Here is a 15056-nt window from a genome sequence, read left to right as displayed (position 1 = left end):
ATCGCTACGGCCGACGCCGGTCGTGGCGTGCCCGCACCGCCCTCAGCGCCGGCGCGTACAGCCCCAGGACGGCGGCGAGCAGCAGCGGGTAGGCGGGCGGCAGCCCGGTCATGCCGAGGGCCCCGCCCAGGGGGCTGGGCGGGAGCAGCAGTCCGACGGCCGCGAGCGCGGCGGCGGCCCGGCCGATGGGTCCGGGCCGGGTGCCGCCGCGCAGCAGGAACATGACCAGGGCCTGGGTGAGCAGGTTCTCGGTGAACCAGGCGGAGTGGAAGACGGCCTGGTCGTCCAGGGCGTCGGGGCCGCGCAGGGCCAGCGCGAGCACGGCGAAGGTGGCGAGGTCGGCGATGGCGTTGAGCACGCCGAAGCCGGTGATGAACCGCAGGAAGGCACGCGGCCGCAGCCCGGTCGGGCGGCGCAGTGCCGCGGGGCCGGGGCGGTCGTAGGCGAAGGCGAGCTGGGCGGCGTCGAAACAGAGGTTCTGGGCGAGCACCTGGACCGGGAGCATCGGCAGGAAGGGGAGGAGCAGTCCGGCGGCGAGCATCGCGATGACGTTGCCGAGGTTGGAGGAGAGGGTGACCCGTAGATAGGAGGCGATGTTGGCGCTGCTGCGCCGGCCGGCGGTGACGGCGTGTCCGATCGCGCCGAGGTCCTTCTCGGCGAGCACGACGTCGGCGGTCTCGCGGGCGAGGTCCACGGCGGTACGGGGCGCGATCCCGACGTCGGCCGCGCGCAGGGCGGGTATGTCGTTGACCCCGTCGCCGAGGAAGCCGACGGTGTGCCCGGCGGCGCGCAGCCCGCTGACGATACGGGCCTTGTCCTCGGGGGTGCAGCGGGCGACCACGAAGGCGTCGAGGTCGTGGGAGTCACCCGCCACCGCGGCCCGCTCCTCGTCCAGGCCCAGGTCCCGGCAGGCTCGTGCGGCCGTGGCGAGGTGGTCGCCGGTGAGGACGCGGACGGTGATACCGAGGCCGGTGAGGCTGCGCAGGGCCTCGGCGGCGCCGGGGGCGAGGGCGTCCCGGAAGGTGACCAGCCCCCGGAAGGTGAGGCCGTGTTCGTCGGCGGCCGTGTAGGGGCGGGTGCGGGCGGGGCCTTCGGCGGTGGCGACGGCGAGGACGCGCAGCCCGGCGCCGGCCTCGCGGGCGACGAGGGCGAGGAGGCGTTCGCGTTCGGCGGGGTCGAGGTCACAGCGGTCCAGTACGTCCTCGGCGGCGCCCTTGGTGACGAGGGCATGGGTGCCGAGGCGGCCGGCGACGACGGCGGTGGCGGTGCGCCGCCCGGGGTCGAAGGGGACGGCCGCGATGCCGTCGTACTCCTCCCCCACCGGTCCGGCCGCCGTGAGCAGAGCCTCGTCCAGGGCGTCGGCGGCGGGCAGTTCGGCGAGCTGGAGGGTCCACCAGGCGCCGACGGCCGCCCAGCGCAGCACGTCCGGGTCGTCCTGTCCGTCGGGTCCGACGGCGCGTTCGACGACGGGCCGGTCCCGGGTGAGGGTGCCGGTCTTGTCGAGGCAGAGGACGTCGACCGCGCCGAGGTCGTGCAGCGCGGGCAGCCGTCGTACGACGACCTGGTGGGTACGGGCGAGGAGGGCGGCGGCGCGGGCCAGACAGGTGGTGACGATCACCGGAAGCATTTCGGGGGTGAGCCCGACGGCGACCGCGACCGCGAAGGGCAGCGTCTCCAGGCTCCGCCCGCGCAGTGCGGCGTTGGCCATGAGGACCAGCGGCGGAGTGAGCAGCATGAACCGGATCAGCACCCAGGAGATGCCGTGCACGGACCGGTCGAAGGCGCTCGCCTCCCGCCGCCCGCCCGCACTGCTCTGCGCGAGGGCGAACCGGGTCCGCTCCCCCGTCTCCACGACGACCGCCGTGGCACTCCCCGAGGCGACCCCGCTGCCCTGGAAACAGAGGTACGGCTCCTGGAAGGGGCCCGCGTCGGCCGCGTCAGGGACCTCGGCGGCGGCCTTGGCGACGGGCGCCGACTCGCCGGTGAGCACGGCCTGGTGCACGGTCAGCCCACGGGCGCGCAGCAGTCGTACGTCGGCCGGGACCAGGTCGCCGGGGCCGAGCCGTACGACATCGCCCGGGACCAGCTCGGCGACCGGGACCTCCCGGGCCCGCGGTTCCGCCTCCTCCCCGTTGCGGCGCAGCACGGTGGCCGTGCCGGCGACGAGTTCGCGCAGGGCGGCCAGGGAGCGGTCGGCGCGGTGTTCGCCGGCGGCGCGCAGCCCGCAGCTGACCGCGACCAGGGCGAGGATGACGACGGCCGTCCCCCAGGAGGCGACGACGGCGGAGACCAGGCCGAGGGTGAGCAGGACGGCGGTGAAGGGGTCGCGCAGGGCACGGGCGCAGCGCAGCGGCCAGGAGGCGGTGTGCGGGAGGGGCGGGGTGTTCTCGCCGGTGTCGGCGAGCCGGGCCGCGGCCTCGGCCTCGGTCAGCCCGCGCGGTCCCGTCTCCAGCCGGCGCAGCACCTGCAGCGCGGTGGCGGGCTCGCCGTCAGAGACCATGGAGGCGGCGCGGGGCCGGGAGTTCGGCGCCGGTGGTGCGGGCGGTGAGGCGGCCGACGAGAAGGCGTACGACGTCGACGACGTCGGGGTCGTCCACCAGGTACACCTGGCGGCGGCCCTCCCGGCGGGAGCGGACGAGACCGGCGAGCTTCAGCTTGGTGAGGTGCTGGCTGACGGCGGGCAGCGCGCCGCCCACCCGCTCGGCGAGGCCCGTGACATCGCTCTCGCCCTGCGCAAGCGCCCAGACGATGTGCAGCCGGGCGGGCGAGGCGAGCAGCCCGAAGGCTGCGGCCGCCTCCGTGAGCACGTCCGCGGAGGGGTCGTCGTAGCCGCTGCCGGGCGCTGTCGCCACCGTCGTGCTCCTCCTGTCCACCGCGTCGAGGGGACCCGTTCCGGGTCGAGAGGACCAGTTCCGGATCGAAGGGACCAGTCTAGGTCGCGGGAACTTCTCGGCCATCGCGTCAGTTTCTACGTTGTTGTAGAAGTAAATTCTTGGCAAGCAAGGCTCTTGGCAAGCACATACCGACCGAGGAGTGAGTGCGCATGGCTCTGTGGGACCGCATCAAGGACTCCGCGACGCAGATGCAGACCCAACTCGTGGCGAAGAAGAACGACTTGAAGAGCGGTGCGTTCCGCGATGCGAGCATGGCGATGTGCGCGCTCGTGGCGGCCGCCGACGGCAGCATCGATCCGTCGGAGCGGCAGCGGGTCGCCCAGCTCATCGCCACCAACGAGGTACTGCAGAACTTCCCGGCGGACGACCTGCGCCGCCGTTTCGAGGAGAACCTGAACAAGCTGACCACCGACTTCGCCTTCGGCAAGGTGAGCGTGCTCCAGGAGATCGCCAAGGCGAAGAAGAAGCCGGCCGAGGCGCGTGCCGTCATCCAGATCGGCATCGTGATCGGCGGCGCGGACGGCGACTTCGACAAGACCGAGCAGGCCGTGGTCCGCGAGGCGTGCTTCACGCTCGACCTGCCGCCGCACGAGTTCGACCTCTGACCGTCCTCGTCGGGGCGGGAGCGGCTCACATCCGTCGGCTGGTGGCCCAGCAGAGTGTGGTGAGGGCCATGGCCACGGCACAAGTCGCCTCCGCCGAGCCGTCCAGGTAGTACTGCCCAGGCCGCCACTCCCGGTGTCGCCCCCAGTTGCTGTACGGCGTTCAGCGCGCCCGCCGCCCAGCCGACCTCCTGGGGCGCAACAGCTCCAGGGCCGGCGCCATCGGCAGGGGGGCGTGGGAGCGTGCGTGGGTGCCGTCTTCATGGCGGCAGCGTGCGGGGGGCGGGGAGGGGCTCGACGGTATCGGGCCGGAAGTGATGGGTTTCTTCCGTCGGCCCAGGTGATGACGACGGAATCAGCCGGGCCGACGTCGGCGTCGGCGAGCCGGACGAGTCCGGGCAGGCCGACGCCGTCGCCGTCGAGCACGACCCGTCAGAGGCGGGTCAGCTGAGGCCGGCCTTCTTCAGCCAGGCCTTGGCCACGTCCAGCGGGTCCTTGTTGTCCGACTGCACCTGGGTGTCGAGGTCCAGCAGGGTCGCCGTGTCGAGCTTGGCGGAGACCGCGTTGAGGGCGTCGGTGGCCGTCTGGTTCAGGGCGCTCTTGTAGACCAGGGGCTGGACGTTCTCGAAGCCGAAGAGGTTCTTGGGGTCCTGGAGGACGACGAACTTCTCCTTGGTGATGGTCGGGTCCGTGCTGAAGATGTCGCCGGCCTGCACCGAATTCTTCTTCAGGGCGGCCTCGGTGAGCGCGCCGCCCGCGTCGAGCGCCTTGAAGGACTTGAACTCCAGGCCGTACACGGACTTCAGGCCGACCAGGCCCTGCTGGCGGGTCTGGAACTCCGGCGAGGCGCCCATGACCAGGTCCTTGGCGACGTTCTTGAGGTCGGCTATGGAGGACTTCTCGGTGAGGTTGTACTTGGCGGCCGTGGCCGCGTTGAGCGTCACCGTGTCCTTGTCCTGCGCGTCCGCCGGGTCGAGCAGCGTCAGCTTGGAGTCCAGCTTGGCCTCGATGGCCGACGTGGTCTCCTCGACGGTCTTCGGGGCCGCCTTGGGGTCGAGGTAGGCGAGCAGAGCGCCGTTGTACTCGGGCAGGACCGAGATCGAACCGTTCTTGAGCAGACCATAGGTCGTCTCACGGCTGCCGATGTTCGGCTTGTAAGTGACCTTGACGCCCTTGGCCTTGAGCGCTTCGCCGTAGATGTCGGCGATCAGGGTGCTCTCGGCGAAGTTGTTCGAGCCGACGACGACGGTGTCGCCGCTCGCCTTGCTGTCGGACAGCGGGTCGGACTTGCTGTCGCCGGAGGAGGAACAGCCCGCCAGCAGGGCCGTCGTCGCGGCGAGCGCGACCGCCGCCGCGCCTCGGTATGTCCGGATTGACCTGCTGGGAAGGGTGTTGGAAGTCACGGTTGCCGTTCCGGGAGCTGTGGGCGGAAGGGTGGGGTGTTACGAACCACGTGGGGTTGTGCGAACCACTCCGCACGATCCAATCCAGCCGGTTCTCGGTCAGTCAAGTACCTCCGGGTCACCGATTGGCTTCGATCCGTGGTCAGTTGTGGACGGAGAGCGGTCTCTTTGTAACGGATTCTTGATAAAGAGCAAGCGGAATCGAGCTTCAAGAACGCTGTAGTCTCACGGCAGTTGATATCGGTCACAGCGGTGCACGGGGCCCGCTACTCGGTGTCGTTCCGCACAGCTCGGGGTGAAGACGCCCCCCACAGACGAGACACCCTCATGAAGGAGGCCCGGTGTCCACGAACCAGGTGGACGCGCCCGTCCGGCCCGCCCCGGCGCGGGGCGGGATTCGGGGTTTCGCCGACCGTTGGCCCTTCCGGCGCAAGCTCAACCTGCTGGTCGGTGGGCCGCTCGCCGTCATCGCCGTACTGCTGGCCTATGTCTTCACCGACCTGGCGCAGCAGTCCAACAGCGCGGGCGACGCGGCGCAGCTGGTCCGGGACAGCACCCAGGTCGCGCGGCTGGTGGACAAGGTCGAGGCGGAGCACCAGCAGGCGATCCTGCTCTCCGCGCGGTACGAGTCCGGGTACTCCACTCCCTCGCCGGCCGCCTACCGCGCGGCCCAGGCAGCGGTGACCGCCCAGGTCCGGACGGTCCGTGACACCTTCGGCGACCGGCTGCCGGACACCGAGACGGCCGCCCTGCGGCAGGTCGAGGGCCTGTCCAGCCTGCGCGAGTCCGTCGAACAGTCGTACCTTCCGGCGGACAACATCGACCCGGCGTACAGCAACGCGGCCAACGACCTGATCGACGGCCTCGGTCTGGACCGCGACACCGACCTCGCCGCCACCTTCACCGGTAACCTGCTGGACTCGCTGCTGCGCGCGGACGCCGCCCACGGCGCCTTCGAGACCAACGTGCTCGCGGCCACCACCGGGGACACCAACGCGCTGATCGAGTTCACCAACGCGGTCGGCGCCTACGACCTCTATCAGCACCAGGCCGACCGCTTCACCCGGTTCGCCACCGAGGGGCAGGCCGCCCAGCTGGCCTCCGTCGAACACACCAAGGTGCAGGGCAGGATCGCAAAGTCCTACGCCGAGCTGCAGATCGACCCGAGCAGGCTGGAAGCCGGCAGACAGGACGACATCCGCGGGGCGGTCAAGGACGCGCTGATCGACTACCCGGACTATCTCAACCAGGCCACCGCCCGGCTGAACATCACCGCCTCGCTGATCGGCCAGATCGCCGACCGGGCCGACGCGACCGCCGACTCGGCCAAGTGGCGTGCCATCTACCTGCTGAGCGGCGCCCTGCTCGGCTTCGTCCTGTGGATCGCTCTCGCCGCGCTGGTCCGCCGCTCGGTGATCCGCCCGGTGCAGGCGCTGACCGGGGTCGCGCACGAGGTCGCCGAGGTGGCGGGCCGCGAACTCGCCCGGGTCGCCGACGACGACGCCGAGGACGACAGCCCGCCCCGGCTGCGGGACATGCCGGTCACCGCCCGCGACGAGATCGGTGACCTGGCCGAGGCGTTCAACCAGGTGCAGAACACGGCCGCGGCCCTGCTCGAACGCCAGGTGCTCAGCCGCCGCAACACCGCCGAGATGTTCGGCAACGTCGGCCGCCGCGTCAGCAACCTGACCACCCGTCAGTTGGCCTTCATCGACGCGGTGGAGCGCGCCGAGACCGATCCGGCCCTCCTCGAACGCCTCTACTCGATCGACCACATCGCCGTCCGCCTGCGCCGCAACGCCGACAGCCTGATGCTGCTGGCCGGCATACGTGAGACCGTGCTGGCCTCCGGGCCCACCCCGATATCCAACGTGGTCCGGGCCGCGCTCGGCCAGATCGAGGGCTATCAGCGGGTACGGCTGTACGCCGGCACGGACGCCATGATCGAGCCGGACATCATCGGCGACCTCACCCTGATGGTGGCCGAACTCCTGGAGAACGCGGTGTCGTTCTCGCCGGAGGGCAGCCCCGTCGAGGTGACCGTCCGCTCCGGCGACGACGGGGCGCACATCGTTGTCACCGACCACGGCCTGGGTATGAGCGCCGAGCGGCTGGCCGAGGAGAACGCCCGGCTGATCCGCCGTGAGCGCCTCGACCTGATGCCGACCAAGGTGCTCGGCCTCTTCGTGGTGGGTGCGCTGGCCCGGCGCTGGGAGATCGGCGTCGAGCTGACCCGGACCCCGGGCGGCGGTGTCACCGCCGAAGTGACGCTGCCCTCACGGCTGTTGCTGACGATGAGCGCGCTGGCCGACACCCCACACGCCGTTGAACCGACGGCACCGGCCGAGCCGACCGGGCCGACCCCCGCCGCCTCGATCCCGGCCGCCGCCGAGCCCGACAGTCCGCTCCCCCGCCGGGTGCCGCGCCGCGAGTCGGCCGCCGAGGCGGAGACCGCCCCGGCCCCGCTGATCCCGGCCGCCCGCTCCGGCGAACCCCCCGCCGACTCGGCCGACGGGCCGCGCCCGCTGCGCCGCCGGGTACGCGGCGCGACCCTCCGTACCACCGTCGGCGCCGCCCAGACCCTCGCCCAGGCACCGCGCAGCCGTGACGCCGACGCCGAGCGGGACGCGCTGGAGGAGTTCGAGGCGGCGGTGGAGCGCGCCCGGCGCGAGAGCGACACCGGAAGCCATGAGCGGCCCGCGCCGCCCCCCGAGACCAACCCGCCGCACCACGAGATCCACCTTCCGGAAGGAGCCGAGCAGTGAGCACGTCGACAGGTGACACCCCGACGGGCGGCGCCGCCACGCCGACCGACCTGCAGGCGGCCGCAGCCGACTTCACCTGGCTGCTGAACCGCTTCGCGACCGAGACCGCCGGTGTGATGGACGCGATCGCCGTGTCCTCCGACGGTCTGCTGATCGCGGTGTCGGAGCTGCGTGAGCGCGCGCACTCCGAGCGACTCGCCGCGATCGTCTCCGGCATCACCAGCCTGGCCGCCGGCGCGTCCGGCAACTACGGCCTGGGCGGCCTCAACAAGGTCATCATCGACCTGGAGGGCGGCCATGTCATCGTCTCCGCGATCGGCAGCGGCGCCGTGCTCGGCGTGGTCGCCGACAAGGAGGCCAAGCTCGGCAACATCGCCTACGAGATGACCCTGTTCGCCAACCGGGCCGGTGCGGCGCTCAGCCCGCAGCTGGTTCTGGAACTGAAGAACAGCGTCGGCGTCCCACAGACGCGCTGACCGGCGGCGCCGGTCGAGAGAGGAAGACACAGCCATGGCGGACGGCTTTCCGCCCCCGGGCCCGGACCCGGTCGGCCCCGCGCCCGCCGTACGGCCGTTCCTGGTCACCGCCGGCCGGGTGGCGGACAGCGCCTCCGGACCGGCGATGCCCGTCGAGACCCAGGTGGTGGCCACCACGGCCGGGCTCGCCGCGCTCGCCCGGCTCTCCTTCGAGCGGCACGACATCGTCGCCGCGTGCCGGATTCCGCAGTCGCTCGCGGAACTGGCTGCCCGGCTGCGGCTGCACCTGAACGTGGTCCGGGTGCTGGCCGAGGACCTGCGCGAGGCCGGGCAGCTGTCCGTGCATGTGCCCGACTTCGAGGCCACCCACGACTCGTCCGTCCTGCGCAGGGTTATCGATGGCCTGCGGGCCATCCCAGACTCCCGAGGGGTACTCCGTGACACCGACTGACTCGCTGACCCGGGGGACCGGGCGTACGGCCGTGCGGCCGCCGCTGCCGGTGAAGATGGTCATCGCGGGCGGTTTCGGCGTGGGCAAGACCACCGCCGTCGGCTCGATCTCGGAGATCGAGCCACTGACCACCGAGGCGTCGATCACCGAGGTCGCGGCGGGTGTGGACGACCTCACGCACACCCCGCGCAAGACCACCACCACGGTGGCGATGGACTTCGGCTGCATCACCATCGACCCGACCCTGAAGCTGTATCTGTTCGGCACACCCGGGCAGGAACGGTTCGGCTTCATGTGGGACGACATCGTCGAGGGTGCGCTCGGCGGGCTCGTGATCGTGGACACGCGGCGGCTCGACGACTGCTACGCGGCGGTCGACTACTTCGAGCACCGGGGGATTCCGTTCGCCATCGCCATCAACGCGTTCGACGGACATGTCGAGCACACGCTGGACGAGGTGCGGTGGGCGCTGGATGTCGCCGACGGGACTCCACTGGTCGTCTTCGATGCGCGTGAACGGGGTTCTGTTCGGGATGCGCTGCTCGTTGTCTTGGAACTGGCGCTGAATCGCGCCGAGGGGTAGTTCGGCTGTGTGGGAACTGCGGCCCGCCGCGTGGGGCTGGTCGCGCCCACGCGGCGGTAGCCGCATATTCGATACAGCCCCGCGCCCCTGACGGGGCGCTATCCCCGCCGTACTCCGGGGGAGACCGTCAGTCGGGCTATCGCCCAGAAGATGCCCAGCGTGGCCAGGGCCATCGCCGCCACCAGGGTCGCGCCGCCCACCACCTTCTCGTAGTTCTTCTGGTAGAGGCCGTCGATGATGTAGCGGCCCAGGCCGCCCAGGCTGACGTACGCCGCGATGGTCGCCGTCGAGACGATCTGGATGGCCGCCGAACGCAGGCCGCTGAGGATCAGCGGGAGGGCCACCGGGAGTTCGACCTGGAAGAGGACGCGTGACTCCGGCATGCCCATGCCCCGCGCCGCGTCCACCGGGGAGGGGTCGACCGAGCGCATCGCCTCGTACGTAGTGACCAGGATCGGCGGTACGGCGAGGATCACCAGCGGGATCATCACCGGCAGCATGCCGAAGCCGAGCCAGATGAACATCAGGACCAGCAGGCCGAAGCTGGGCAGGGCCCGGCCGGCCGTGGCGATCAGCGCGAGGGTGTTGCCGCCACGGCCGTAGTGCCCGGTGATCAGGCCGATGGGCAGACCGATGACGGCCGCGTAGGCGAGCGCCTCCAGCGAGTACTGGATGTGCTCCCACACCCGGGTGGGGATGCCGTCGTAGCCGTGCCAGTGGGAGCTGTCGCTGAAGAAGGCGTGGATGAAGTTGAGGACGTTCACCGAGTGCTCTCCTTCGGCATCCAGGGCGTCAGCACACGGCGTACGAGGACGAGCAGGGCGTCGGCCAGGATCGCCAGCACCGCTGTCGTGACCACGGAGTTCACCGCCAGTTCGGGGCGGTGGTAGAGGTTGGCGTCGTTGAGCAGGTTGCCGAGGGCGCCCTGGTTGCCGATCAGCATGCCAACGCTGACCAGGGAGATGCTGGAGACGGTGGCCACGCGCAGGCCCGCGATGATGGCGGGGACGGCGATCGGCAACTGCACCTGGAAGTAACGGCGTACGGGGCCGAGGCCCATGGCGGTGGCGGCGGCGAGGGTCTCGGCCGGGACCGAGCGGACGCCGTCCACGATGGCCGGGACCAGGACCACCAGGCTGTACACCGCGAGCGGGATCATCACGGTCGTCTCGGTCTGGCCGGTGTAGTCAATAAGGACGACGAAGAAGGCCAGGGACGGGATGGCGTAGAGGATCGTGGTCACGCCCAGGACCGGCGGGTACAGCCAGCGGAAGCGCACACAGAACTGGGCGATCGGGAGCGACACCAGCAGTCCGGCCAGCACCGGGATGAGGGCCTCGCGCAGATGGAGGCCGATCAGCCCGAAGTAGGTGTTCTGGAGGTCGCTGGGGATGTCGAAGAAGCCGCTCATCCCCCGGCCTTCGTGTCGTCGCGGCCCTCGGCGTGGGCGGTGCGGATCGCGGCGCCGATGACCTGCTGGGAGACGACGCCGACCGCGCGTCCCTCGCCGTCCACGGCCACCGCCCAGCCGGTCGGCGAGAGCACGGACCCGTCGAGGGCGGCGCGCAGCGAGTCCCTGCCGGGCATGAACGGCCGCCCGTACGCCAGCAGCCGCTCCGGGTCGATCGAGCCGGCGGTGAGATCGCGCGGCTCGCCCCAGCCAAGAGGCCTGCCGTCGAGGTCCGTTACGAGGAGATAGGGGGCGTCCGTCGAGGTGCGGGCGCCGAGCTTGGTGGCGTCGGCGTCGACCGGGACGATCGGGGCGGTCTGCAGCGCGAGGTCCGCGGACGGAAAGAAGGACAGCCGGCGGATGCCCCGGTCGGCGCCGAGGAAGTCCTCGACGAAGGCGTCGGCGGGGTCGGTGAGCAGTTCGGCGGGCGGGGCGAACTGGGCGAGGTGGCCACCGGTGCGCATCACGGCGACCATCGTGCCGAGCTTGATCGCCTCGTCGATGTCGTGCGTGACGAAGACGATGGTCTTGCCCAACTCGCCCTGGATGCGGAGGAGTTCGTCCTGGAGACCCTTGCGGACCACGGGGTCCACGGCGGAGAACGGCTCGTCCATCAGCAGCACGGGAGGGTCGGCGGCGAGCGCCCGGGCCACGCCGACGCGCTGCTGCTGACCGCCGGAGAGCTGGTACGGGTAGCGCTTGGCGAAAGCCGAGTCCAGGCCCACCCGCTCCATCAGCTCGGCCGCCCGGGCGCGCGCCTTCTGCTTGCTCCAGCCGAGCAGCCGGGGCACGGTGGCGATGTTGTCGATGATCGTGCGGTGCTGGAAGAGACCGGCGTTCTGGATGACGTAACCCATCGACCGGCGCAGGGTGTTGACCGGCTGCGCCTGGATGTCCGCACCGTCCAGGAGGATACGGCCCTCACTGGGCTCGATCATCCGGTTGATCATCCGCAGGGTCGTCGTCTTGCCGCAGCCCGAGGGGCCGACGAAGACGGTGATCGAGCGATCCGGTATCTCCAGGGAGAGCCGGTCGACGGCGACCGTACCGTCCGGGTATCGCTTGGTGACTGAATCTATCCGTATCAAAACGCCGAATGCCCTTCGGGTTTGGCTGAGGCTGCCCGGTTATCGACCACGGTCGCCGTGGCGCAGGCCGTTGCGGGGAGAGTCTAGACCGCGAGTGTTTCAGCACTTTGGCGGCTGACCGGTCGTCCTCGGTCTGTGACCTACAGGCCGCCGCCGGGCCCGCCCCTGGGTGTTCCACCGGTGTCCTCTGTGCGGACGCTGTGAGTTCCCTGATTCTCATTCTTCGCTCAGTGAAGCCTCACGGCCGCCCCAGAGAGCGCCCCGATCGTCATGGTCATGAACGAAACGAACGCGGGAGGCGTCCGGCGCCGGTCGGTCGAGACCGTGGTGCCGGTCCACAACGAGGCCCGTGTCCTCGCCGGCAGCATCGGCCGTCTCCACGCAAACCTCGAAGACTCCTTCCCGTTCCCGTTCCGCATCACGATCGCGGACAACGCGAGCACGGACGCCACCTGGGCGGTGGCGACCGACCTGACCCTGCGCCTGCCGCACGTCCACGCACGGCGGCTGGAGCAGAAGGGCCGGGGCCGCGCCCTGAAGCACGTGTGGAGCAGGTCCACGGCCGATGTCGTCGCCTACATGGACGTCGACCTGTCGACCGGGCTCGAAGGCTTCCTGCCGCTGGTCGCCCCGCTGCTCTCCGGGCACAGCGACCTCGCCATCGGCAGCCGGCTGCACCGGCAGTCGGCGGTGGTGCGCGGTCCGAAGCGCGAGTTCGTCTCCCGCTCCTACAACCTGCTCCTCAAGGCGGGGCTCCTCCCCCACTCTCGGCTTCGCTCGAGCGGGGGGACCCCCACCTCCGACGCGCAGTGCGGCTTCAAGGCCGTCCGCACCGAGGTGTTCCGGGCGCTCGCCCCGCACATCGAGGACACCGCATGGTTCTTCGACACCGAACTGCTGGTGCTCGCTCAGCGCAACCGGCTCCGCGTCCACGAGGTCCCGGTCGACTGGGTCGACGACCCCGACAGCCGGGTCGACATCGTCCGCACCGCCGTCGACGACCTCAAGGGCATGGGCCGGATGTTCCGGGCCACCGTCACCGGCCGCACCCGCATCCACGCCGTACCCCGCCGTACCACCGTCCCGCAGAACGTCGCGGTCCTGCCCACCCGGGCGGCCACCGTCACCGAGCCCATGGAGTACGCGTCATGACGACCCTCGCCCCGCCTCCCGCCCCGGTCCAGGACGGCCGGCACCGGGCCGCCGCGACCCCGCCCGTGTCGCGCCTCAGAAGGCTGTTCACCGGCGCCCCCGAGGATCCCCGCTGGGCCCGCCCGGCCCTGTGGGCGATCCTGCTCCTCGCCACCGCCCTGTACGCCTGGAACCTCTCCTCCGTCACCGGCAACACCTTCTACAACGCGGCCGTCTACTCCGGCACCAGGAGCTGGAAGGCGTTCTTCTTCGGCGCTCTGGACTCCGGCAGCTTCATCACCGTCGACAAACCCCCCTTCGCCCTCTGGGTGATGGGCCTGTCCGCCCGTGTCCTCGGTTACGGCACCTGGCAGTTGCTGCTGCCGATGGTCGCCACCGGCGTCGGCTCGGTCGCCCTGCTCCACCGGCTGGTGAAGCGGGACTTCGGGGCAGTGGCGGGCACGATCGCCGCGCTGGTGCTGGCCCTCACCCCCATCACCGTCGCCATCAACCGCGACACCAACCCCGACCCGGTCCTGGTCTTCCTGATGCTGCTCGGCGCGGCCGCGCTGCTGAAGGCCGTGCGCACCGGCAAGCTGCTGCCGCTGGTGTGGTCGGCGGTCGCGATCGGCTTCGCGTTCAACACCAAGATGATGCAGGCGTACGTCGTGCTGCCCGCGTTCTTCCTGGTCTACCTGTGGGCCGCGAACGTGGCGCTGGGCCGGCGCATCCGCAACCTCGCCGTCGCCACGGTCGCGTTGATCGTGAGCAGTGCCTGGTGGATGGTGATCGTCGATATCATTCCGGCGTCCGACCGGCCGTACATCGGCGGCTCCACCGACAACACCGTGTGGGACCTGGTCATCGGCTACAACGGCTTCGGGCGGATCTTCGGAGCCGGTTCGCCGGTGGGCTCGCAGGGCAACGGCGCCAGCTTCGGCGGCAGTTCGGGTCTGTACCGGATGTTCAACGACATCATGGGCGGCCAGATCTCCTGGCTGATCCCGTTCGCCGCGATCGCCCTGGTCGGCGGCCTGGTACTGCGCGGCCGGGCGCCGCGCACCGACGCCAGGCGGGCCGCACTGATGCTGTGGGGCGGCTGGTTCGTCCTGCACTTCCTGACCTTCTCCCTCGCCGAGGGCACCTTCCACCCGTACTACGTCACCGCCATGGCCCCGGGGATCGCGGCCGTGTCCGGCGCGGGCGGGGTCATGCTGTACCAGGCCTTCCGTGACGGTTCGGCGGTCAGGTGGGGCTGGGTGCTTCCGGCGGCGGTCGGGGTCAGCTCGGCCTGGGCGGTCGTCCTGCTCCAGCGGGTGTCCGGCTCCGGCACGGTGTACACGGTCGCCGAGGTCGTGGTCGGTGCCGCGGGTGCGGCGGCGGTGCTCGGACTGCCGGCCGGGCGGTTCATGAAGCGGCGGCGACTGATGGGATTCGCGGCCCTCGCGGCGATCGTCGCGCTGCTTGCCGGACCGGCGGCGTACTCGGCGTCGGCGGCCACTACCGCGAGCAACAACGGCACCAACCCGACGGCCGGACCCAGCACCGGGGGCGGCATGGGCGGCGGGGGGATGGGCGGCGGCCAGCGCCCGAGCGGCGGCGCGCCCAGCAGGAGCGCCCCGAGCGGTTCCGGCAGCTCCAGCGGGCAGTCGATGGGGCAGCCCCCGTCCGACGGCAACTCCTCTTCGAGCGAGGGCACTTCGTCCTCGTCGAAGACCGGCGCCGGTCAGACGGGCGGCGGCATGGGCGGTGAAACCCAGGTCAGCTCCGCGATGATCACGTACCTCAAGAAGCACCAGGACGGGGCCACTTGGCTGGTCGCGGTGGCCACCGACCAGACGGCCTCCTCGGTCATCCTGGAGTCCGGTCAGCCCGTCATCTCCATGGGCGGCTGGTCCGGCAGCGACGACGCGATGACCCTCGCCAAGCTCAAGAGCCTGGTGAAGGCCGGAAAGCTCCACTACATCGTGGTCAGCAGCAGCGGCGGCCAGGGCACCGACTCGGAGATCGCGACCTGGGTGAAGAAGCACGGCACTGCGGTGAGCGCCTACAGCGGCCTGTACCGCCTGGACGCCTCCGACGTCAGCTGAGCCGGTCGGCAGAGCAGAGAGGGGCGGGGAGGGTGGGGAGGGGAGGTGGTGCATCCCCCCCCCCCTTTTCCCCCGACTACCACAAACCCCCCCCAACACAGAAAGACACCCCCCCCATACAAC

The 15056-nt window shown here is 71.0% G+C and carries 13 protein-coding genes; 7 read left to right on the top strand and 6 right to left on the bottom strand.

The genetic code is table 11. The annotated features are described in order from the left end of the window. Positions 1 to 4: 4 nt before the first annotated feature. Positions 5 to 2500 (bottom strand): magnesium-translocating P-type ATPase, encoded by a 2496-nt coding sequence (mgtA, locus tag ACZ7OO_RS34420; protein WP_471510945.1) that lies wholly within the window; start codon positions 2498 to 2500, stop codon positions 5 to 7. Beyond that, positions 2490 to 2852: an ArsR/SmtB family transcription factor gene (locus ACZ7OO_RS34415; protein WP_471510943.1), complete on the bottom strand. Its 363-nt coding sequence runs from the start codon at positions 2850 to 2852 to the stop codon at positions 2490 to 2492. Before ACZ7OO_RS34415 ends, mgtA begins: the two co-directional genes overlap by 11 nt. Before the next feature lie 191 nt (positions 2853 to 3043). Here ACZ7OO_RS34415 and ACZ7OO_RS34410 point away from each other — a divergent pair, with 191 nt between their 5' ends. Beyond that, positions 3044 to 3499 carry a tellurite resistance TerB family protein gene (locus ACZ7OO_RS34410; RefSeq protein WP_352224767.1) on the top strand — a complete coding sequence of 152 codons (456 nt, stop codon included), beginning with the start codon at positions 3044 to 3046 and terminating at the stop codon, positions 3497 to 3499. A 440-nt stretch (positions 3500 to 3939) separates the two neighbouring features. On the opposite strand, the gene ACZ7OO_RS34405 is transcribed toward ACZ7OO_RS34410, so the two are convergent. Next, on the bottom strand, positions 3940 to 4899 hold the full coding sequence (locus ACZ7OO_RS34405; protein ID WP_471510941.1) for an ABC transporter substrate-binding protein: 960 nt from the start codon (positions 4897 to 4899) through the stop codon (positions 3940 to 3942). Positions 4900 to 5240: 341 nt separating this feature from the next. Between ACZ7OO_RS34405 and ACZ7OO_RS34400 the strand changes: the two genes are divergently transcribed. The 4 genes from ACZ7OO_RS34400 to ACZ7OO_RS34385 are packed head-to-tail and all read left to right on the top strand — an operon-like array spanning position 5241 to position 9174. Beyond that, positions 5241 to 7664 carry a sensor histidine kinase gene (locus ACZ7OO_RS34400; protein WP_471510940.1) on the top strand — a complete coding sequence of 808 codons (2424 nt, stop codon included), beginning with the start codon at positions 5241 to 5243 and terminating at the stop codon, positions 7662 to 7664. Then, positions 7661 to 8140 carry a roadblock/LC7 domain-containing protein gene (locus ACZ7OO_RS34395; RefSeq protein ID WP_471510938.1) on the top strand — a complete coding sequence of 160 codons (480 nt, stop codon included), beginning with the start codon at positions 7661 to 7663 and terminating at the stop codon, positions 8138 to 8140. Before ACZ7OO_RS34400 ends, ACZ7OO_RS34395 begins: the two co-directional genes overlap by 4 nt. Before the next feature lie 34 nt (positions 8141 to 8174). After that, entirely contained in the window at positions 8175 to 8591 is a 417-nt protein-coding gene (locus tag ACZ7OO_RS34390) for a DUF742 domain-containing protein (protein ID WP_352224763.1), read from the top strand. Beyond that, positions 8578 to 9174: a GTP-binding protein gene (locus ACZ7OO_RS34385; RefSeq protein WP_352224762.1), complete on the top strand. Its 597-nt coding sequence runs from the start codon at positions 8578 to 8580 to the stop codon at positions 9172 to 9174. Before ACZ7OO_RS34390 ends, ACZ7OO_RS34385 begins: the two co-directional genes overlap by 14 nt. 98 nt (positions 9175 to 9272) lie before the next feature. Here the strand turns inward: ACZ7OO_RS34385 and ACZ7OO_RS34380 are convergent, their stop codons facing one another. The 3 genes from ACZ7OO_RS34380 to ACZ7OO_RS34370 are packed head-to-tail and all read right to left on the bottom strand — an operon-like array spanning position 9273 to position 11712. Then, positions 9273 to 9938, bottom strand: coding sequence for an ABC transporter permease (locus ACZ7OO_RS34380; protein ID WP_471510936.1), 666 nt, complete (start codon positions 9936 to 9938; stop codon positions 9273 to 9275). Continuing rightward, positions 9935 to 10585 carry an ABC transporter permease gene (locus ACZ7OO_RS34375; protein WP_471510934.1) on the bottom strand — a complete coding sequence of 217 codons (651 nt, stop codon included), beginning with the start codon at positions 10583 to 10585 and terminating at the stop codon, positions 9935 to 9937. Before ACZ7OO_RS34375 ends, ACZ7OO_RS34380 begins: the two co-directional genes overlap by 4 nt. Beyond that, entirely contained in the window at positions 10582 to 11712 is a 1131-nt protein-coding gene (locus ACZ7OO_RS34370) for an ABC transporter ATP-binding protein (RefSeq protein ID WP_471510932.1), read from the bottom strand. Before ACZ7OO_RS34370 ends, ACZ7OO_RS34375 begins: the two co-directional genes overlap by 4 nt. 276 nt (positions 11713 to 11988) lie before the next feature. Here ACZ7OO_RS34370 and ACZ7OO_RS34365 point away from each other — a divergent pair, with 276 nt between their 5' ends. Continuing rightward, positions 11989 to 12864: a glycosyltransferase gene (locus tag ACZ7OO_RS34365; protein WP_471510930.1), complete on the top strand. Its 876-nt coding sequence runs from the start codon at positions 11989 to 11991 to the stop codon at positions 12862 to 12864. Continuing rightward, complete coding sequence (locus ACZ7OO_RS34360; RefSeq protein WP_471510928.1) at positions 12861 to 14933, top strand: ArnT family glycosyltransferase; 2073 nt, start codon at positions 12861 to 12863, stop codon at positions 14931 to 14933. Before ACZ7OO_RS34365 ends, ACZ7OO_RS34360 begins: the two co-directional genes overlap by 4 nt. Positions 14934 to 15056: the final 123 nt, after the last annotated feature.

It is taken from the genome of Streptomyces sp. NPDC111744, from assembly GCF_055634995.1.
Note: the sequence above shows the minus strand (reverse complement) of the source record. Positions and strands in the feature narration are given on the sequence as shown.